Below are 20,141 nucleotides of genomic sequence, written 5' to 3' on the forward strand. Positions count from 1 at the left end.
GAGTAAAGTTCATCCGGAATAATATTGACATAGATTGTCTAATGCATACACAAACCTTATACTGCGCGCAAATGCAATAAGTCATAGCAATATGCTTTAGGGAAGTTGGTGCAACTCCGACACTGCCCCCGCAACGGTAAAAATGAAAAGTAACTTTTATAAATCAATTGATTTACACCACTGCAGACTGATGTGGGAAGGTGAAGTTACAGTACATTCTATATGTCGCATTTGAGTCCGGAAACCTGCTTGTTGCTCCTTTAACTCAATCATTCACGGGGGGTGAATGTATGGAGCTTAAAAACATGTCTACTCTTTTTCAACCTACAGCTTTAGTGGGCGCAATCACTATTACGATGGGTTTTTCAACCAATGTTTCTGCAAATGAAACACCTGAAAAAGCTGCAGTAAACTCATCTTTAGAAACTTTAGTTATTACCGCTACTCGTTCTGAAGAAAAAATCGAAAATGTGCCTGCGCGGATATCAATTATCGAATCCGATATTCTCGAACAATCTCCTATTGCCTCTTTTCCCGATCTGCTCAAACACGATGCTGCTATCAACATGGTTCAAAGTGGCGGTATGGGGCAACTTGCCGATATTTATTTACGTGGCACTGAATCTGACCATACTTTGATTTTACGTGATGGTGTACGGCTGAATAATGCATCTTCAGGTACAGCAAGCCTTGCTTTTATTGATACCACAGATATTAAGCAAATTGAGATTTTAAAAGGCCCTGCATCTGTACTCTATGGTACGGATGCAATTGGCGGTGTAGTTCAATTGGTTTCCAAAACCCCGGAAAAAACAAGCGCATTTATCACCGGTGAAATCGGCGAACATCAAACCTATAAATCTGTCCTTGGCGCAGATTTAGCGGAAGACGGTTTCTATGCTCAGATTCGTGGCCAACGTCTAGAGTCTAACGCCACTCAAGTCACTAATCAGAAAACTGATCGCTCAGAAACCGCTGCATTTGATCAAAAAGGTTATAGCGCCAAACTAGGCGTAGAAAAACAAAAAATTGCCGCATCTCTAGATTACAGCCGCAATGAAGGTAAAAATTTATATGATGCCTATGCGTTTGATGGCAGCTTGCTCAAACAGGATTTTGAAAACGAAATCGTTAATTTAAGAGGCCGCGCTAAGGTTACGGAAAACATTGAGCTGAATGGACGTTTATCTCAATTTAAAGATCAGGTCGAGCAAAAAGATTCGACTGATTTTGTGCATAGCAAAACCCAAGAAGCTGAACTTTACGGCAAATGGAACTTCTTGCCTCAGCACAGCATTCTTGCAGGTGTAACTCAGCGTAATCTTGATGCAGACATTTTGTCCTACGGTGCACCTTATCAGGAAGATATCGATTCCACCGGCTACTATGTACAGCATCAATTTAAAGGTGAAAAGCTCAATACCCAGGCCGGTATCCGCGTAGAAGACAATGAAAAATATGGCACGCATACGGTAGGGCAAGTCGCAGCGCGTTACCAGATTCTGCCTGCTACCAGTATTTACACCAATATTGGAACAGCATTTAAATCGCCTACCTTGAATGAGCTTTACAATGCCTGGAACGGCAATCCTGAACTTGCGCCAGAAGAGAGTATTTCCTATGAAGCAGGGATTGATCAGATTTTGCCTTTAGGCTTTAAAACTGGCCTATCTGCCTATTACACTGAAGTTGAAGACCTGATTGGATCACAAAACTTCAGTCAGTTGAGCAATATTGATAAAGCCACTTATAAAGGCGGAGAGTTATATCTGGCTTGGCAACAAAATGATTTATTTGCCAAAACAGCTTATAGCTATGTGAAATCTGAAAATAATGAAACCCATCAGGATTTAAGCCGTCGCCCCCGTCAAGGTTTTACCTTAACAACTGGTTTGCAAAATGAAATATATGGTATTAGTGCATCTTTAATAGCTAAATCCAAATCCAAAGAATGGGATGCCAACTACAAAACTCCGGGCTATGCGACTGTAGATGTAAATGCATTCTGGAATGTAAACCCAAATGTTAAACTCTTTACCAACATTCAAAACATTGGTGATGTTGAATACGAGACTGCATACCAAGACCGAAGCTACTACTATGTGAATGGCGGCCGTTTAGCTTCTGCTGGCGTGACATTCAAATACTAATTTCAACCAAGTTCAAGTAAATACTTTTGAGGATAATGTCATGCCTATGGCATTATCCTTTTTATATTTAGAGATCAAAAATTTAAGGAATTCAAATGGGCCACCGTTTAAGTAAAATTTATACCCGCACAGGCGACTCAGGCACAACTGGTCTTGGTGATGGTTCACGTGTAGCCAAAGATGATTTACGTATTGCCGCTTTAGGCGATGTTGATGAACTGAACTCTTGTATCGGTATTTTACGTTCACAAATTGCAATTAGCTCAATAGAAGAAAAAGCTCATTGGGATAAATCGCTTAGCTTAATTCAGCATTGGTTATTCGACTTAGGCGGTGAAGTCTGCATTCCGAACTACAATATGGTCTTACCTGTTTCAGTTGAATTTTTGGAGAATGAAATTGACCGTATGAATGAAGCACTGCCGATGCTAAAAGACTTCATTTTACCTGCCGGAACTTTAGCTTGCAGTTATGCACATCAAGCCCGTTCAGTATGCCGCCGTGCTGAGCGCAGCTTAATGTCGGTGCATACTCGAGATCAAAATATTCAAGCTCCTTCACTGCAACTCCTCAACCGCCTTTCCGACTGGCTATTTGTGGCATCTCGTACCTTGCAACGTGCTGAAGGTGGATCTGAGGTACTTTGGCAAAAGAATATTAATGAAACGATTTGATGACAAATTGATATTCAGAAATAGGAATTAGAGCGAGATTTGATACGCGAAAATGTCATCCGCAAGTGTTTGAGGCAAGACTTCATTAAAAAGTAATTGTTTCTGCGATGATTGTAATAAATGACAGTAGTTGTCGAGTTTTGCGGATGACAATGGTTTTGGTTACTTTTCCCAAAAGAAAAGTAACATATGAGCTCCCTCCCTACTATTACAAACAGTAAGACTCCGTTGTAATATCTTTGGTTAAATTAAAGTATATCGAGAATATGAAATGAGAATCATCGGACATCGTGGCGCACGTGGTGAAGCTCCCGAAAATACACTTGGTGGCTTTCAATACATTCATCACTTAGGCATTCGAGCAGTTGAATTCGACGTTCGCCAACTTAAAGATGGCGAACTCGTCATCATGCACGATGACAATTTCCTGCGTACCACGGGTCAGGGCAAAAATATTTACCAATGTTCTCGTTCTGAATTACAGTCCTATAACCAGGCTTCCATTTGGCTAGACTGGAAAAACTTTGAAATTACCCCTACCCTTCAACAATCTCTTAAAATTATGCAGGACTTTGAGCATATTGAAGTTGAAGTCAAAGCTGTTGCAACCATGGCTGAAGCTGAAAAACTGGTTTTAGAATTACAAAAACAATTACACAGTTTTGAACAAACCGCCGTGATCACCAGTTTCGATTTAAAAATCCATCAGGCCTTAAAACAGCAGTACTCGATCTTTAAACGCGGCTTACTGGTTGAAGATGACATTCAACATAAAGCGATTGAACAGGCTTTAGAACTCGGTTGTTGCCAAATAGGCTGGATGAACTCACTGGCAACAGATGAAATCATTCGTGCAACACAACAAGCCCATTTAGAAATCAGTGTCTGGACAGTGAATGAGATTGAACGAGCGAAGCATCTGCAAAGCTTAGGCATTGACGGATTGATTACTGATTTTCCTAAAATGATGCTTCAACACTTATCCTGATCATATAAAAAATATTGAGATATGGCGTCATTTAATAGGCTAAAAAGAATGAATAAATTTAATAATTTTGGTCAGAACAAACCCTTATTCTATTGTTTAAATATGTTTTTTTAAGTCCTATCGTCCATATATAAATAAGATGTCCAAGCCTTCGATAAAATCAATAAAGACTACCAAGTATTCTGTTACTGTTTAGTACAATACACATGTAGAATAATGCTAGTGAAGATTTGTTCGCTCATGCTAATATTGATAACGTCTTAATCCTTATAAATTGTATTGAATAAGGATTCATTTATACCTTACCTTTACCTTTTAAAAGGTTCTAGGAGTGCTGTTGGAGATGAATGCTCCCTTACCCAAAGCCCCAATTAACTGGATTGCAGTGTTCGCACTGGTACTTTTACCCATTGTGGCTGTAATCGCTATCCCTTTATATGCTTATCATCATGATTTTAGCTTAGGCGCATGGATCAGCTTATTTGTACTGCTCGGTGTGAGTAGTTTAGGGATTACTGCGGGTTATCACCGCTTATGGGCACATCGTGCTTATGAAGCAACCTTGCCATTAAAAATTATTTTAATGCTTATGGGTACTTTTGCGGTTCAAAATAGTATTTTGTTCTGGGCTTCAGGTCACCGTACCCATCACCGTCATGTTGATGATATCGAACAAGACCCATACTCAATTAATAACGGCTTTTGGTATGCGCATATTGGATGGATGCTTCGCAACTATCCAGCAGCAGAAGCAAACTATAAAAATGCACCGGATTTGTTAAATGACAAAGTGGTGATGTTTCAGGACAAGTATTACATTCCTCTGGTTATTGCTGTACATGCCGTGATCCTTACTACGGTAGGTTGGGCAGTGGGTGATATGTGGGGCGTATTGTTATTGGGTGGTTTACTTCGCCTGATCTTGAGCCATCACGTCACTTTCTTCATTAACTCACTCTGCCACATGTGGGGCAAACGTCCGTATACTGACGAAAACACTGCACGTGACAATTTCATTTTAGCGATTGCAACTTGGGGTGAGGGTTATCATAACTATCATCACATTTTCCAGTATGACTACCGAAATGGCGTGAAATGGTGGCAGTATGATCCAACGAAATGGCTGATCTGGTCATGTTCAAAACTTGGTTTAGCCAAGAACTTGCGTCGTATTCCAAGCTTTAATATTAAAAAAGCAGAATTGGCTATGCGCTTTAAATATGCTGAACAGGATTTGGCAGTTTATGGCCATAATGTCAACGAAGATATGGCGACTGCAAAACTCCGTATTGCACAGGAGTATGAAGCGTTTACCCACACATTAAATGACTGGGCAAAACTGAAAGAACAAGAGATTCAAACAAAAAAAGCCTCCGTAGCTGAAAAGATTCACCAAATCGACAGCAAACTTAAAGTTGATTTTCAATTGGTTGAACAGCGTCTTTCCCATCATCGCAATACCTTAAAAATTCTGATGCGGAATATTAAAAAGAACACTATTTCCGAGTAAAATCGGATTCAATATAAAGCCCCATTCTTGGGGCTTTATTTATTTTGGTCGTTTAAATTTGCTATAGTGATATCATCTCTCCCCATTATTTAGATTGTCCTATGCAATTTAATCCGCGTTATCCCTCGCTCAATCCCAAGCTTTTTCACCATCAAATGCCTGTTCCATTAAAAGGAGCAAAAGCGGGTCATTTTAACGAAGCACTCGCTAATGACTTACAATGGTCAGATGAAGATAAAGCTCAATGGGTTGAAATCTGTAGTGGGCAAAAAACTTTTGCTGAATTTGAACCTCTGGCGATGGTTTATGCAGGACATCAGTTTGGACAATGGGCAGGACAATTGGGTGATGGGCGCGGTTTACTGATTGCACAAATTTTAGATAAAACAAATCAAACCATTGACCTGCATTTAAAGGGTGCAGGTTCAACACCTTACTCCCGTATGGGTGATGGTCGTGCAGTTTTACGCTCCGTGATTCGTGAATATCTGGCAGGTCATGCACTTAATGCTTTGGGTATTACTTCAAGTAATGCTGTTGGGTTTACTTCCTCAACGCAAGGCATACAGCGCGAAACAATGGAACCTGGTGCCATGATGTTGCGTACTTCAGACTGCCATATCCGTTTTGGTCATTTTGAATGGATCAACCAGTATCAGCCTGAGCTTTTACCCGACTTTGTACAGAAATGTATCGAGTGGCATTATCCAGAATGTCTCGAGGCTGAACAGCCTGTTTTGGCTTTTGCTACCCAAGTTATCCAACGTACTGCGGTAATGATCGCAAAATGGCAACTGGTCGGATTTGCCCATGGTGTGATGAATACGGATAATCTGAATATCACCGGTTCAACTTTGGACTTCGGCCCTTATGGTTTTATGGAGCGTTTCCGTCCGAACTGGATTAACAACCACTCGGATTATCAAGGACGTTATACCTATCAGCAGCAACCGAGTATTGGTCATTGGAATTTATGGAACTGGCTGAATAACCTGGTTCCGCTCTGCCCTACAGACTATGGTAAAGAGCAATGGAAACAGGATTTGGTAGCATGTTTAGAGCACTATGAGCCAACATTCTTAGAGCACTATAAACATGGTTTAAACCAGAAAATGGGCTTGCCAAGTTTTCATAAAGATGGTTTTGATTGCGGTATGGCTTTCCTTCGAGTTCTGCAAAGCGAACAGCTCGACTACACCCAAAGCTTTATTCGACTTCAGAACAAAGAATTTGAAGTGATTAAAGATGATTGCTTAGACCGTCGTCAGTTTGAAAGCTTCTTGACTCAATATGAAAATATTCGGGCATATCAAAATACTGATGAATTGGATGCTGAAATGGCCAAAGCCAATCCTCAATATATTTTACGTAATCACATGGCACAAAAAGCGATTGAGTTGGCGGAAAGGGATGATTTTTCCGAAGTAGATCGCCTATTTAAATTACTCAGTCAGCCTTATACCAAGCAAACAGACATAGAAAAACCTGAAGATTTAGCACCGTTACCTAGTGACGTGCCGGAAGTGATGGTGAGTTGTTCATCTTAAGATTGATCAACAGATGACTTGCGAACTGTGGATAATTTCAGCATTATCCACAGTGTTATTTAAAAATAAAATTATAAAATCAAGAGATCGACTATGTCCTTACATCGTCTTGCCAGCCAAACTGCCCTTCAATTGCCTGAAGTGACCTGTACCCAGCCTTTTGGCGATGGCTGTGATGTATTTAAAGTCATAGATAAAGTCTTTATGTTAAGTTTTCATTTAGAAGGTAAAGCAGCTATTAACTTAAAAGTTATCCCGGATGATGGTGCAATGTTACGGGATATTTATTCCTATATCCGTGCCGGCTGGCATATGAATAAACAGCACTGGATTTCGGTGTTTGAAGATGAAAATTTGGATGAATCCTTGGTTCAGGATTTGATAAAGAATTCTTATCAATTAGTGGTAGGTAAATTAAATAAACTGCAACAGCAACGGATTGAGCTGCTTAAAGTCGTGAAATAAGCCTCTCGGACATGACTAATTCCACTAAAGATTTATACAAAAAATGGACTCTCTCGAGTCCATTTCAAATTTTATACATTCTTTTTATGCAGCATTTTAAACAATCCGAACAGCACCGCAATCCACACTGGAAGCATCAATACGGATAACATAAGGCCTTGATTCCACATCACATACAGGATTATCAACATAAACGCTAAAACAAAATAATTCGTAAACGGTGCAAATAAAGCCGGAAACTTAGTATGAATGCCTTCTTTTCTCATGGCTTTCTTAAATTTTAGATGAATCAGACTGATCATCATCCAATTTAATACCGCTGCACTGACCACAATATAAATCAGATAACTCAGAGCTTTTTCAGGCACGAAGTAGTTCAGCAAGACACAGCTAAAAATTAGTAAAGCAGAAAACAGCACTGCAGGAACTGGAATCCCGTGTTGATTGACCTGTTGAAATACTTTCGGTGCATTACCCTGCTCTGCTAGCCCCAACAACATTCGACTATTGGCATACATCCCGCTATTACAAACAGATAATGATGCTGTCAGAATAATAAAATTCAGTAAATGTGCCGCCCAATCTATGCCGATTTGTTTAAAAATAATCACAAAAGGGCTTTTATCCAGCCCACCCAAATCTAGTTGATTCCAAGGCACCAAAGACAAAAGGATGGCTAAAGAACAGATATAGAACAGAAATATGCGAATAACTGTCTGATTCACCGCTTTAGGTATATTCTTTTCCGGATCTTCAGTTTCAGCCGCCGCCATACTGATCAGCTCAATCCCACCAAACGCAAACATCATAAAGGCTAACATATAAAATAGGCCTTCAAATCCATGTGGGAAAAATCCACCATGCATCCACAAGTTGCTGATGGATACCGTAGAAGCTGCATCTGCGGTAAACAGCAAATACACGCCAAAGATGATCATTGCGATAATTGCAAGGACTTTAATCATCGACAGCCAAAATTCAGATTCACCATAAATCTTCACATTGGCAAGATTCATGACAGTGACAAGAACAAAGAAGAATAAAACCGAAACCCATGCTGGAATGTCTGGCCACCAATAATTCACATATTTTCCAATGGCGGTCAGCTCAGTCATCGCCACTAAAATATATAAAATCCAATAATTCCAACCAGTTAAAAATCCTGGAAATTTACCCCAATATTTAAAGGCAAAATAACTGAATGACCCTGTTACAGGTTCATGCACAATCATCTCACCCAATTGGCGCATAATCAGGAACGCAATCAAACCACCAATCAGGTAGCCCAAAATAATCGATGGGCCTGCTGATTGAATAATATGTGCTGAACCCAAGAATAATCCTGTACCAATTGCCCCGCCCATAGCGATCAATTGGATATGACGATTCTTTAAACGGCGCTGAAGTTTAGGCGTCTCGCTGTCCAAAACACACTCTCATCATCAATAAAAACTGAATTGTAAATGCTTCGTGCGCTATGACCTAGCCTGCCGAATTAAATCCATACGCTTTTATTTAAAGTATTTTTCTGCTTATACTTAAATAAACATATAAGCTTTTGATTAATTTAGATTAAAATTTATTTTTTAATTTATTGTTTTTAGCATATGAAAAAGCGAACCATCTCTGATTCGCTTTTTTGCTTCTACCCAAGTTAATCTTCAGGATATTCAAAACGGTATCCTATCCCATACACCGCTTGAATCCACTCATGACGGTTACCCGTTTCAGCAGCATCCGAAATCTTACGGCGCAGGTTTTTAATATGGCTGTCAATCACGCGGTCTGCTACATCAAAACTGTCAGGGTTAATATGATCGAGTAATTGCGCACGTGAGTAAACCTGTCCTACATGCTCCAAAAATAACTCCAACAAACGGAATTCAGTAGGCGTCAAGTTCAAGGTTTTTTGTTGATACCAGATTCTTTGCTGTGCTTTATCCATACGGAACAAGCTGTTCTGTTCAGGTTCTGCATGACGCTCCAAACGACGCAACACTGCTTGTACACGAGCCACCAGTTCTTTCGGACTAAAAGGTTTACAAATATAGTCATCTGCGCCCATGTTTAAACCCAGAACACGGTCGATTTCTTCGGTTCGTGCAGTCACCATAATAATCGGCAAATCAGACTGTTCACGTACTTTACGGCAAATGGTCAAACCATCCATGCGTGGAACCATCAAGTCCAAAATCATCAAACTTGGTTTACGCTGAGTAAAGCTGTCATACGCTTCTTGCCCATCATGAAACATACTGACTTCAAAACCAGCCGCTTCCAGATAGTCTCGCACCAGTTGTGCAAGTTCAACTTCATCTTCAACCAGCATGACATGTTTCATGAATCTCATCCTTTATTTATTTAACTGTTTTGGAAAAGTTAATTTGCAACGCAACCCACCTAATGGAGAATGTTCAAAACTCAACTTCCCACCCAATGCCTGCGCAATTTTACCAGATAATGCCAAACCTAAACCTGTACCGCCAGTACTACGGGTACGCGAATCATCAACACGATAAAACCGCTCACCCAAACGTGCCAATTGTTCATCATTTAATCCAAGCGGGCTGTCATCCACAATCACGCTCCAATGCGTCGCCGATTGTTCAGTATGCACACGAACTTCACCACCAGCTTCAGTATAGCGAATACTGTTGCCGAGTAAGTTGACCATAATTTGTTTAAAACGATCTATATCTAATTGTAAATTCGCCCCTTCACCTTGTACCGAAATAGACAGATCAGCTTGGGCAAATTTAGGTTTGAAGTTTTCAACTTCTTGCAGTACTACATGCCAAGGGTTCACCTCAGCCATATAGCAGGTTAGCTGCTGTGCTTCAGCTTGAGCCAAATCGGCTAGATCCTGAGTCAGTTTTTTCAAGCTGTTAACCTGGCGAAGCATGGATTCAAAATGTTCCGGCGTCGGTTTACGAATCCCGTCCTGCATCGCCTCAATTTGCGCTTGCAGTACCGCCAATGGTGTTTTTAATTCATGTGAAGTATCTGCCACCCACTGACGGCGCGACTGTTCATGCTGATCTAAAATCACCGCCAATTGGTTAATCTCATTCGATAAATCACCCAACTCGTCATTGCGGTTGATTTTCACCTGATGCTGGTAATGTCCTTTGGTCAATTCACGGGTTGCATTGAGCAAGCGTTGAATCGGCTTTTTAAAATAGGTTGCCAATAATAAAGCGGCAATTAAACTGCTCAGGAAAGTTAAGCCATACACCAGTAATAAATAGCGTTTTTGATTACTAAAGAAATTGATACTTAAAGCATCATCCTGATCCAGCACCGGTTTCAAACCCAAATAGCCGACAACTTTATCATTTACCATAATCGGGCGATATGAAACAGGAATATCAGAGGGTTCACCGACCACAAACTGTTTGTTGGCATCATATAAGGATAATCGGGAACTTAAACCCAAACGGTCGGGCATTGAAATAAACTGCTTTTTCTTGGTTTGATTTTGGCTTGAATCTGTCTGTGCCTCTTCTTTCTTTTTATCCGTGCGAAATATATTTTGATTAGAACTCAGGGGAAATTTAAGCCCTTCAAAAGGCTGATATTCAGAAGGTAAATTCTGTTCCATCATGCGTAGTTCTTCTTCATCTATAATCGGTTTGCTTTGCCCCGGTTTTTCTAAACTGGATGAAGTATTGATTAAGGTATTTTCCTGAAAATAGCGCTGTTGCAAGGCAATGTCATACTGACGACGTAACCACCAGCGTGACAACTTGTCATAATCATCGGGATCGGCCTTGCCCTCAATCTGCAAAATTTGCGCCTGAATCGCGTTGCCCCAGTCATGATAAACCGTATATACCCCTGCCAAATTGCTGATGACATGATCGAGTTTCTGCATTTCGACATCCGCCACATATCTGGCAAAATTCTTTTGCATGGTCCAGTGCAAAACACCCAGGCTGACAGTCGTAATCACTAAAGTCGTGAGTAATACGGTCAAAAATAAGCGTAAGGCGATCGGAACGCGGCGAATATTCAAAAGCAAAGTCTCAATATTTTCTTCTCAATTTATGATTGTAACCAACACTGTCTCAAAAAACTCTCCATTGTTTCTTCATCATTATTATTTATTCTTAAACCATCAAATTTATATTATTTTTCATTGGAGATAACAACAATGAATTCCATGGCAAAAATAGCTTTAGTAAGTGCAAGTATTCTGAGCATGGGTGCATTGAGCGCCTGTCAATCGAACAATACAGTAAAAGATAAAGATAACGACCAAGCTCGCATGATGCACGGCCATCATCAAAAGCATGAGCGTAAAATGACACCAGAACAACGTCAGCAGTTCCAGCAAGCACGTACTGAACGTAAACAACTGGTTGAACAAATTCAAAAAGCGTGTGATAGCAAAGCGGCCGGTACAGCAGTGCAAATTAAGGCAAACGATAAAACCATTGATGGTACTTGCGTCATGACCTTTAAAGCTGACCATCAAGCAATGAAAAAAATGCGTGCTGAACAGCAGCAAATGAAAGGTGAACATCGCCCACTGCGTGGTGAAATGAAAGGCATGCATATGCAACACGGTGAACTGCTGACAGATGTCAAACGTGCAGAATTGACCAGACAATTCGATCAACGCCTGGCTGAACGTCAAGCCAAGCAGCAAGCCATGTTAAAAGCCTGCCAAGGTCAAGCCCATGGTAAGGCGGTTCAGCTTAAAGTTGGTGCTCAAAGTATCGATGGCAAGTGTGAAATTCGCTTCCAGCCTAAAGCGCCAGTTACTATGACTCCACCGGTAAAATCTGCGGTATAAAACCCTGTTGCAAATTCAAAAAAGGCGCTTTCGGGCGCCTTTTTTATGGATTATAACAAATGACCCATTTGACTATTTATGACATCAAATAAACTCTAAAAGTATTTACACTCAAGACACTTAGCAATTTCAAGCCAGAAATCTTTGACTTTACAGTCACCAAGAAAAAGCATGTAAACGCTTGTACCCAGCAAGAAGATGTTGCAGGATTAAGCCATAGAAATATGTGTCATAAAAGGCACGTTTCAATGTTTATTAGGATTATAAGCTGGTTAAACCAGTATTGAGGAAAACGATATGCCACAATACAAAGCGCCCTTACGTGATATGCAATTCGTTCTACATGAGTTATTAAATGCTGAAGAACATTATGCAAAACTCCCTGCATTTCAAGAAACCGTAAGCCGTGAGTTGGTTGATCAATATTTGGAAGCCGCTGCTGACTTCTGTGAAAATGAACTTTCTCCTCTTAACCAAGTCGGCGACCGTGAAGGTTGTACTTGGAATGACGGTATAGTAACAACACCAACTGGCTTTAAAGAAGCATACAAAAAATATATCGAACTGGGCTTCCCGTCTCTTTCTGCTGAAGAACAATATGGCGGTCAAGCTTTACCAAATTCTTTAGGCATTACCATTTCTGAAATGGTCGGTACTGCAAACTGGTCTTGGGGTATGTATCCGGGTCTTTCTCATGGTGCGGTACGTACTTTGGAACACCACGGTTCTCAAGAACAAAAAGACACTTACCTGCCTAAACTTGTTTCAGGTGAATGGACAGGCACCATGTGCTTGACTGAATCTCATGCAGGTTCTGACTTGGGCATTATCCGTACCAAAGCTGAACCAAATGCTGATGGCAGCTATGCAATCTCTGGCGAGAAAATCTTTATCTCTGCTGGTGAACACGACATGGCGGATAACATCATCCATATCGTTCTTGCTCGTCTTCCTGGCGCACCAAAAGGCACTAAAGGCATCTCGTTATTCATTGTCCCTAAATTCAATGTCAATGCTGACGGTTCAGTGGGTGAACGTAATGCAGTACGTTGTGGTTCAATTGAACACAAAATGGGGATCCATGGTAACGCAACGTGTGTAATCAACTTTGATAAAGCACAAGGTTTCTTGATTGGTCCTGAAAACCGTGGTCTAAACTGCATGTTCACATTCATGAATACTGCACGTATTGGTACCGCTGTACAAGGTCTTGCAGCTTCTGAAGCGTCTTTCCAAGGTGCACTTGCCTATGCCAAAGATCGTTTAGCGATGCGTTCTCTTTCAGGTGTTAAAGCGCCAGAAAAAGAAGCTGATCCGATTATTGTTCATCCTGCTGTACGTAACATGCTTTTAACTCAAAAAGCATATGCAGAAAGTGGTCGTGCACTAGTTTACTTATTGGCTCAATACGCCGATGTAGTTGAACACGCTACAACTGAAGAAGAACGCAAATCTGCGGACAACATGTTGTCTCTTCTTACCCCTATCGCAAAAGCATTCTTGACTGAAACCGGTTCTGAATCTGCGAAACATGGTGTTCAGGTGTTCGGTGGTCATGGCTTCATTTCTGAACATGGTATGGAACAGATTGTTCGTGATACACGTATTGCTTGCTTGTACGAAGGAACCACTGAAATTCAGGCACTTGACTTGTTAGGCCGTAAAGTTTTGGGTACTCAAGGTGCAATGTTGAAAGACTTCACCAAGATCATTCACAAATTTACTGAAGCAAACAAAGACAATGCTGCAATGAAAGAGTTCGTTGAACCGCTTGCTGCTCTGAATAAAGAGTGGGGTGATTTAACGATGCAGATTGGTATGCGTGCAATGCAAAACCCGGATGAAGTCGGTGCAGCTGCGGTTGACTACCTCTACTTCTCTGGTTATGTCACTCTTGCTTACTTATGGGCACGTATGGCGCTTCTCGCTCAAGAAACATTGGCTGCCGGTACGACTGACGTTGATTTCTACAATGCCAAAGTAACGACTGCACGTTTCTACTTTAAAAAAATCCTGCCACGCGTACGTTCACACGTAGACGTGATTGCCGGCGGCGTAGAACCGTTACTGGCATTAGATGCAGAGCACTTTGCATTCTAAGCTGAATATCTAATTCGATATTTGAAAAGTTGTACTCCTGAGTACAGAAATAGAGAAAGGACGGTCATAGCTTTGACAGTCCTTTTTCTTTATAAATAGAGCGTTATTTCGCTTGGGTCATCTGACAACATTCTTTGTTGGTAATTAAGCTGCCCTAAGTCTACAGAGATTCAAACAATAAACAGGTGAACGAACATGCCAATTTATAATGCCCCACTTGCAGATATGAAATTCATCCTGAATGATGTTTTTAATGCCGAGCAATTCTGGCAAGCCAATGAAAATCTTGCCCACGTTGATGCTGCAACTGCAGAAGCCATTCTCGAAGAAATGGCAAAATTTGCGCAAAACGTTACGCATCCGCTCAACCGCACGGGTGATGAAGAAGGCGCAAAGTATGAAAATGGCAAGGTAACTACACCTGCTGGCTTCAAAGAAGCCTTCAAACAATATGCAGATGGCGGCTGGATTGGTTTAGGTGCAGACGAGGAATGGGGCGGTCAAGGCATGCCAAAAATGCTTACGGTACTTGCGGATGAAATGCTATTCGCCACCAATCCATCATTCCTGCTTTATCCGTTGCTTTCTGTAGGTGCGGGTATGGCGTTAAACAGTTACGCATCTCAAGAGCAAAAAGAAACGTATTTACCTAAAATTTACTCTGGCGAATGGTCAGGTACCATGTGCTTAACTGAGCCACATGCAGGTACAGACTTAGGTATTATTAAAACCAAAGCTGAACGCAATGAAGATGGTACCTATGATATTACTGGTACTAAAATCTTTATTACTGGCGGTGACCACGACTTAGCAGAAAATATCATCCATTTAGTTTTAGCTAAAACCCCAGATGCACCGGCAGGTTCACGGGGTATTTCATTATTCATCGTGCCTAAATTCGTGGTGAATGAAGATGGTACTGTAGGTGAACGTAATGCCGCAGGCCCAGGTTCAATTGAACATAAAATGGGGATTAAAGCCTCTGCAACTTGCGTGATGAACTTCGACGGTGCCAAAGGTTATCTGGTGGGCAAAGAAAACGAAGGTCTTGCAGCCATGTTTGTGATGATGAATTACGAACGTTTATCCATGGGTCTACAAGGCTTGGGTGCATCTGAATTTGCTTATCAAAATGCGGCGCAATATGCGACTGACCGTATTCAAGGACGTAGCGCTTCTGGCATTCAATCGCCTGCCAAAGCTGCGGACAGCATTTTGGTACATGGTGATGTACGTCGTATGCTACTCAATGCACGTGCAAATAACGAAGCTTCGCGCGCATTTGCAGTTTACGTGGGGCAACAACTGGATATTACCAAGTTCTCTACCGATCCTGAAGCTGTAAAAGCAGCCAATAATCGCGTGGCACTGCTCACTCCAGTTGCGAAAGCATATTTAACAGATACTGCTTTTGATGCAGTGATTGATGCGCAAATGGTGTTTGGTGGACATGGCTTCATTCGTGAATGGGGTATGGAACAGTGCGTACGTGACTTACGTATTGCACAAATTTATGAAGGCACTAACGGTGTTCAATCTCAAGATTTGATTGGTCGTAAAACCATTAAATGTAACGGCGAGTTTATTGCTGAATATATTCAGGAAATTCGTGACTTTGCCAACAATTTAGATGCTGATCTTAACTTCATTAAAGATGCAACCCTAGATGCAGCTACTGAAGTTGAATCTGTGACTCAATACGTGATTGAAGCTGCACGTGAAAATGTTGAATTTTCGAACTCTGCTGCGGTAGATTACCTGCATGCTGTCGGTCTTTTAAGCTTCTCTTACATGTTCGCAAAAATTGCCAATGCGGCGAAAGCGAAAGATGGCGAGTTCTATCAAAACAAATTGGCACTGGCTCAATACTTCGTGCAACGCATTTTGCCTGAACTTGCACTGCGTATCACCAAAGTAAAAGCAGGTTCTGAAGTGATCATGAACTTTAGTGCAGATTACTTTACCAGCCAATCTTAATTTAAATCAAATTTAAAAAACGCCTGCATTGTCAGGCGTTTTTTTCATCTAGAATTAATTAAATCTTTTCAATAATAATAGAATCTGAGATTTTTTTACTGCTTTGGGCATCTTGCTGATGTTTCAAAATCTTAATTATCCCTTCAGATTGTAAATTTTCACATAAGGCAATCAGCTTCTGCATTTCATCACCTTTAATACCCGAACCTAAAATGAGTTTTTTACCATTTTGTAAACTATTAATTTTTGTTTGAATTGTTTCTAACATTTTCGTTTCCTTGATTAATGAAATAACCACCTACACAATATATCAATTCAGTATAAAAAAAATACAGCCCATTGAATTATTTATAACATTCAACTGTCTTGAGTGTTAATGTGCATGAAACTTGCATAGTTTTTAATACCAGTTTCATGCAAATACTCATCTAATATACAAGGAGGAAAAACATGCCAAAACCTGATGCCAAAGTTGAAAAAATTGAAACCCTCCTCGACCGTTTTGGAAATCTTGCCGTAGAAAGTTTTCATTATATTGCGCTATTTATTATTGGCTGTATGGTGATCTGGTCTGCGGGTCATACCGTATTTCACATTCTTACCGTGAAACAATTCGCCACCATTGATGATATTCTGCTGTTATTTATCTATCTTGAACTGGGTGCGATGGTGGGCATTTATTTCAAGACCAATCATATGCCGGTGCGCTTTCTAATTTATATTGCCATCACTGCCCTGACCCGCCTGCTTATATCTGACATTCAACATGACCATAAAGCAGATATGGACTTAGTGATTATTACTGGTTCGATTTTGATTTTAGCTTTTGCAATCTTGGTGGTGCGTTATGCCTCCTGGACTTATCCTTCTGTCATTCGTGACAAACATAGTGAAAACTCCTTGCCAGAAGGTAAAACGCCACGTCCGCAAGATGATGAGTTGGCTTAATATTCTTTATTCACCCTGCTTCCATGAAATGCGGATTTTCTGAATATATCTATGCTTCAGCCGGGAGAGGCCAAATTCCAATTTGAATATAAAGGCAAAATAAAAGCAGGCCTATGCCTGCTTTTTTAATCTTTATTCTAACGATTCGGTACTAACACATAGCGCCCATTTTCAAAGATCCAGTACGTTCCATTCGGCGGTGCAGGCAAACCTACGCGGCGCCAATCGGTGATTAAGGTATAGTTTGAACTTTCAATTCTTACTGTATTTGGATCGCCATTTACCCAACTATAACTTTGTGAATTCTGGGTAATGGTCGTTGGTGCCTGATATTGAATACTAATGCCATTTTGTATCGGCGGATATCCGCCATGTGGCGGACGTGATGGATAATGCTGGTAATGGGGGTGATTTTGCGGGTAATTATTTTGCGGATAACGATTATATGGATGGTTATTTTGTGAATAGCCAGGATGCTGCTGTGGATAATTATTTTGTGGATAGCCAGTTTGAGGGTAACTAGGCCGATGCTGATACTTGCTGGTATCTACCCCACGATAATTAGACCACTTGTTTTCTGCTTGCGTAGTTGCAGCAGCTCCCAAAAGCACCATGCCACCCAGAGTACAAATAACTGCCACTTTCATCAGAGCCTCCGAACGACATTCATCGTATATAGTTTATAAAGCCTATTTTAGTCCCTAGTTTAGGCTAAAAAATGAATAAAAAACCATCTAATGCAATGTTTTGTAAATTAAATAGCCGGTTAATTTGATGCTTTAGTGCATCTAGGCAGTTGTTATGTTTATGCTAAGATATTCTTTTTTGTTACTGGATCAAACAGAGTGACTGATTTAAGTTTTGACCGCCTACATCAATTTTTTTGTAAAGTACCGAGCGTACAAGAAGCATTGATTGATGCTTATGGTTCAGATGGTCAACATGCATGGTGGTTTAAATTTCAAATTAATGTCGAACACCCTCTGGCATGGCAAACCGTTCAGGAATTGGGTCATGTACTGAATTACATTTCCAAAAATGAACGTCTTCCAACCCAGTTCTTACCTGTTTCACCACCGCCCTATATGAATGGTGAAGCGAAAGAATTTTTGGCTTGGGTGATTCAATGCAATCATCCTGACTTCTCACCCGATGTGGTTTGCGACTGGTTAGAAGCGCGTTTACCGCAACCGGTTGAAGATGAAAGCCAGTGGACAATTAAAACCGATTTAAAAGAACTGGATAAAATGAAAGATGCCGATCTGGATAAATTAGTTCCGCCGAATCCACAATAATATCTTGAGTCAAAAAAAGCGCATTATGCGCTTTTTTATCTTTAACAGATTTAATTTCCCTAACACGCAAAGAGATGAGAAGCACTACTCTGTTAGGAAGAGATAAATACCTCCCTTGCGAAACAATGTTTCTCACCCTTTAAAAAAGGGAGGAGCATTAGAAGGTAGACAACCCACTCCATTCCATAAAGCGGTAAATGCCATATTTGAGTTTCGATTCATCTGCATATTGACTGTAACCCACACTCATATTTTTGCCATCCAGGTTTGACCAGGCGGTATCAAAATATTGATTGGCCTCTGTAAAGACTTGAGCCTGTGATGCACCCACCACGCGTAAATTGGTTTCCAAATTATAATTTTTAATATTACGTGCAGTGAAATTCGCAGAACCTAAAATCAATTCCGAGTTCTGTGTATTACGTTTCACAATCATCTTGCTGTGACACTGCTCCCCTTGGGTATTGCACCAGCGCACAGGCACACCCCCAGCATTCAATTCAGAGGCCACTTGACGATTGGGAATACCATTCTTCTGGCGACCAAAAGCATCTTTATTTGGATCAAGCAATACACGAAGTCTTACCCCACGTTCATGCGCGGCAATTAAGGCCTTCACAATATGCCGTTCAGACAAATAGAACATCGCCAGATCAATCTGCTCTTGCGGTTTTGCAGTTTCAATTAATTTTAATGTTTCATCAAAAATGGCTTTTTCAGTCAGTACCTGCACTTGAGGTAAAGACTTTTCCCCTTCAAACTCACCGACAATCACCATCGGAATATCACCTTTGGACATTCGTCCCACAGCCTGTTCGGTTTTTAACACATCGACTGCGGTATTGCCTGAAACGACCAATGCCACGTTGGAATGACGTGAGCTGCCATCATGAGGATTTGCAGAAGTGACTAAAGCTTTCCAACCCTGAGCCGTATCGACCACCAAAGTTTTACGGTGATTGGCTTTGAAATTAAACAGGCTGAAATAACTACGCAGGGTGATTTTTTCATGACCAAATGGATTAGAAAGCCAGCCTCTTTCAGGATTATTGCCTGCATCCTGACAACAGATATACCAAAGGCCTGACCATAAAGGATTGGATGCGCGTAACGGTCTTAAATCGGTTTCAATGACATCAATACCGGCTGAACGTAGCTGGCGATAATGTTCGGGTGCAACACCGCCATAGACTGAATTAATCGGGTCAGTAATGACTTTAATATCAATATTTGGCTGAACGCCACGTTTTGCAATTAAGGCATCGGTTAACTGTTGCGCGAGTGGACGATGCGCTAAGGTCGATTCCCCCACTTCCTTATTGAATAAAAACATATCCAGCACAATGGTCGTTTGTGCCTCATCAATCATTTTTAACATTTCATTAAAAATGACCTGATTTTGTTGTTGTTTGCCACTGGCATCAATATAGGTTTGATCTGCTAAAAACTTCACCTCGGCATGACGCAACTTACCTGTGAAATACAAACCCTCCGGCAGGGGTTTATAAGTGTGATAAATTGCAGATGAGAGATATCCCAAAGCCAATAAACTGATCATCACGCCCACATAACGACGGCGTGACCAATTCAATTTCTGATGAATTCGTTGAAAAATACGCATAACAAAAAACCTAGTCCAATGGCATCAGACTAGGTTTTTTTGCTTTATTTTTCAAGAGGATTTCTGTG

Annotated in this window: 17 protein-coding genes and 1 riboswitch; of the genes, 11 read left to right on the forward strand and 6 right to left on the reverse strand. The window is 40.8% G+C overall.

Going from position 1 to position 20,141, the window contains the following annotated elements; genetic code table 11:
- Positions 1 to 61 precede the first annotated feature (61 nt).
- A riboswitch (cobalamin riboswitch) is annotated at positions 62 to 267 on the forward strand.
- Between the two features lie 38 nt (positions 268 to 305).
- From E0H89_RS09935 to E0H89_RS09960, 6 genes are all read left to right on the forward strand, one after another.
- Complete coding sequence (locus E0H89_RS09935; RefSeq protein ID WP_131216619.1) at positions 306 to 2,150, forward strand: TonB-dependent receptor plug domain-containing protein; 1,845 nt, start codon at positions 306 to 308, stop codon at positions 2,148 to 2,150.
- Positions 2,151 to 2,245: 95 nt separating this feature from the next.
- Positions 2,246 to 2,824, forward strand: a complete 579-nt coding sequence (locus tag E0H89_RS09940) for a cob(I)yrinic acid a,c-diamide adenosyltransferase (RefSeq protein ID WP_131216621.1) — start codon at positions 2,246 to 2,248, stop codon at positions 2,822 to 2,824.
- A 271-nt stretch (positions 2,825 to 3,095) separates the two neighbouring features.
- The gene (locus tag E0H89_RS09945) at positions 3,096 to 3,812 is read left to right on the forward strand and encodes a glycerophosphodiester phosphodiesterase (protein ID WP_131216623.1); all 717 of its coding nucleotides are present in this window, start codon (positions 3,096 to 3,098) and stop codon (positions 3,810 to 3,812) included.
- A gap of 343 nt (positions 3,813 to 4,155) precedes the next feature.
- Positions 4,156 to 5,322: an acyl-CoA desaturase gene (locus E0H89_RS09950; protein ID WP_131216626.1), complete on the forward strand. Its 1,167-nt coding sequence runs from the start codon at positions 4,156 to 4,158 to the stop codon at positions 5,320 to 5,322.
- Positions 5,323 to 5,423: 101 nt separating this feature from the next.
- On the forward strand, positions 5,424 to 6,869 hold the full coding sequence (locus E0H89_RS09955) for a protein adenylyltransferase SelO (RefSeq protein ID WP_131216627.1): 1,446 nt from the start codon (positions 5,424 to 5,426) through the stop codon (positions 6,867 to 6,869).
- A 93-nt stretch (positions 6,870 to 6,962) separates the two neighbouring features.
- The gene (locus E0H89_RS09960) at positions 6,963 to 7,334 is read left to right on the forward strand and encodes an MmcQ/YjbR family DNA-binding protein (RefSeq protein ID WP_131216629.1); all 372 of its coding nucleotides are present in this window, start codon (positions 6,963 to 6,965) and stop codon (positions 7,332 to 7,334) included.
- A gap of 71 nt (positions 7,335 to 7,405) precedes the next feature.
- Here the strand turns inward: E0H89_RS09960 and E0H89_RS09965 are convergent, their stop codons facing one another.
- From E0H89_RS09965 to baeS, 3 genes are all read right to left on the reverse strand, one after another.
- The gene (locus E0H89_RS09965) at positions 7,406 to 8,761 is read right to left on the reverse strand and encodes an amino acid permease (RefSeq protein ID WP_131216630.1); all 1,356 of its coding nucleotides are present in this window, start codon (positions 8,759 to 8,761) and stop codon (positions 7,406 to 7,408) included.
- Between the two features lie 227 nt (positions 8,762 to 8,988).
- Positions 8,989 to 9,675: a response regulator gene (locus E0H89_RS09970; RefSeq protein WP_131216632.1), complete on the reverse strand. Its 687-nt coding sequence runs from the start codon at positions 9,673 to 9,675 to the stop codon at positions 8,989 to 8,991.
- Positions 9,676 to 9,687: 12 nt separating this feature from the next.
- A complete protein-coding gene (baeS, locus tag E0H89_RS09975) occupies positions 9,688 to 11,349 on the reverse strand; it encodes a sensor histidine kinase efflux regulator BaeS (RefSeq protein ID WP_131216633.1) in 1,662 nt (553 codons plus the stop codon).
- Positions 11,350 to 11,487: 138 nt separating this feature from the next.
- Between baeS and E0H89_RS09980 the strand changes: the two genes are divergently transcribed.
- The 3 genes from E0H89_RS09980 to E0H89_RS09990 all read left to right on the forward strand — a co-directional run bounded on the left by E0H89_RS09980 (position 11,488) and on the right by E0H89_RS09990 (position 16,209).
- Entirely contained in the window at positions 11,488 to 12,132 is a 645-nt protein-coding gene (locus E0H89_RS09980) for a hypothetical protein (protein WP_131216635.1), read from the forward strand.
- 297 nt (positions 12,133 to 12,429) lie between these two features.
- Complete coding sequence (locus E0H89_RS09985; protein WP_131216637.1) at positions 12,430 to 14,232, forward strand: acyl-CoA dehydrogenase C-terminal domain-containing protein; 1,803 nt, start codon at positions 12,430 to 12,432, stop codon at positions 14,230 to 14,232.
- A 195-nt stretch (positions 14,233 to 14,427) separates the two neighbouring features.
- Complete coding sequence (locus tag E0H89_RS09990) at positions 14,428 to 16,209, forward strand: acyl-CoA dehydrogenase C-terminal domain-containing protein (RefSeq protein WP_131216639.1); 1,782 nt, start codon at positions 14,428 to 14,430, stop codon at positions 16,207 to 16,209.
- 58 nt (positions 16,210 to 16,267) lie between these two features.
- On the opposite strand, the gene E0H89_RS09995 is transcribed toward E0H89_RS09990, so the two are convergent.
- Entirely contained in the window at positions 16,268 to 16,477 is a 210-nt protein-coding gene (locus E0H89_RS09995; protein ID WP_131216641.1) for a hypothetical protein, read from the reverse strand.
- A gap of 182 nt (positions 16,478 to 16,659) precedes the next feature.
- Between E0H89_RS09995 and E0H89_RS10000 the strand changes: the two genes are divergently transcribed.
- A complete protein-coding gene (locus E0H89_RS10000; protein WP_131216643.1) occupies positions 16,660 to 17,157 on the forward strand; it encodes a phosphate-starvation-inducible protein PsiE in 498 nt (165 codons plus the stop codon).
- A 137-nt stretch (positions 17,158 to 17,294) separates the two neighbouring features.
- On the opposite strand, the gene E0H89_RS10005 is transcribed toward E0H89_RS10000, so the two are convergent.
- Positions 17,295 to 17,804 (reverse strand): RcnB family protein, encoded by a 510-nt coding sequence (locus tag E0H89_RS10005; RefSeq protein ID WP_131216645.1) that lies wholly within the window; start codon positions 17,802 to 17,804, stop codon positions 17,295 to 17,297.
- Positions 17,805 to 18,002: 198 nt separating this feature from the next.
- Between E0H89_RS10005 and E0H89_RS10010 the strand changes: the two genes are divergently transcribed.
- A complete protein-coding gene (locus E0H89_RS10010; RefSeq protein WP_131216647.1) occupies positions 18,003 to 18,452 on the forward strand; it encodes a hypothetical protein in 450 nt (149 codons plus the stop codon).
- Positions 18,453 to 18,609: 157 nt separating this feature from the next.
- Here E0H89_RS10010 and E0H89_RS10015 read toward each other — a convergent pair whose 3' ends face one another.
- Positions 18,610 to 20,073, reverse strand: coding sequence for a phospholipase D family protein (locus E0H89_RS10015; RefSeq protein WP_131216648.1), 1,464 nt, complete (start codon positions 20,071 to 20,073; stop codon positions 18,610 to 18,612).
- Positions 20,074 to 20,141 lie beyond the last annotated feature (68 nt).

Source organism: Acinetobacter sp. ANC 3781, assembly GCF_004331285.1.
Lineage (GTDB): Bacteria > Pseudomonadota > Gammaproteobacteria > Pseudomonadales > Moraxellaceae > Acinetobacter.

Excerpts from the sequence above, each read along its gene's own strand:
- E0H89_RS09945 (WP_131216623.1), top strand. The coding sequence starts at position 3,096 with ATGAGAATCATCGGACATCGTGGCGCACGTGGTGAAGCTCCCGAAAAT.
- E0H89_RS09955 (WP_131216627.1), top strand. The coding sequence starts at position 5,424 with ATGCAATTTAATCCGCGTTATCCCTCGCTCAATCCCAAGCTTTTTCAC.
- E0H89_RS09995 (WP_131216641.1), bottom strand. The coding sequence starts at position 16,477 with ATGTTAGAAACAATTCAAACAAAAATTAATAGTTTACAAAATGGTAAA.
- E0H89_RS09950 (WP_131216626.1), top strand. The coding sequence starts at position 4,156 with ATGAATGCTCCCTTACCCAAAGCCCCAATTAACTGGATTGCAGTGTTC.
- E0H89_RS09940 (WP_131216621.1), top strand. The coding sequence starts at position 2,246 with ATGGGCCACCGTTTAAGTAAAATTTATACCCGCACAGGCGACTCAGGC.
- E0H89_RS09980 (WP_131216635.1), top strand. The coding sequence starts at position 11,488 with ATGAATTCCATGGCAAAAATAGCTTTAGTAAGTGCAAGTATTCTGAGC.
- E0H89_RS09970 (WP_131216632.1), bottom strand. The coding sequence starts at position 9,675 with ATGAAACATGTCATGCTGGTTGAAGATGAAGTTGAACTTGCACAACTG.
- E0H89_RS09935 (WP_131216619.1), top strand. The coding sequence starts at position 306 with ATGTCTACTCTTTTTCAACCTACAGCTTTAGTGGGCGCAATCACTATT.
- E0H89_RS09985 (WP_131216637.1), top strand. The coding sequence starts at position 12,430 with ATGCCACAATACAAAGCGCCCTTACGTGATATGCAATTCGTTCTACAT.
- E0H89_RS10015 (WP_131216648.1), bottom strand. The coding sequence starts at position 20,073 with ATGCGTATTTTTCAACGAATTCATCAGAAATTGAATTGGTCACGCCGT.
- E0H89_RS09990 (WP_131216639.1), top strand. The coding sequence starts at position 14,428 with ATGCCAATTTATAATGCCCCACTTGCAGATATGAAATTCATCCTGAAT.
- E0H89_RS10005 (WP_131216645.1), bottom strand. The coding sequence starts at position 17,804 with ATGAAAGTGGCAGTTATTTGTACTCTGGGTGGCATGGTGCTTTTGGGA.
- E0H89_RS09960 (WP_131216629.1), top strand. The coding sequence starts at position 6,963 with ATGTCCTTACATCGTCTTGCCAGCCAAACTGCCCTTCAATTGCCTGAA.
- E0H89_RS10000 (WP_131216643.1), top strand. The coding sequence starts at position 16,660 with ATGCCAAAACCTGATGCCAAAGTTGAAAAAATTGAAACCCTCCTCGAC.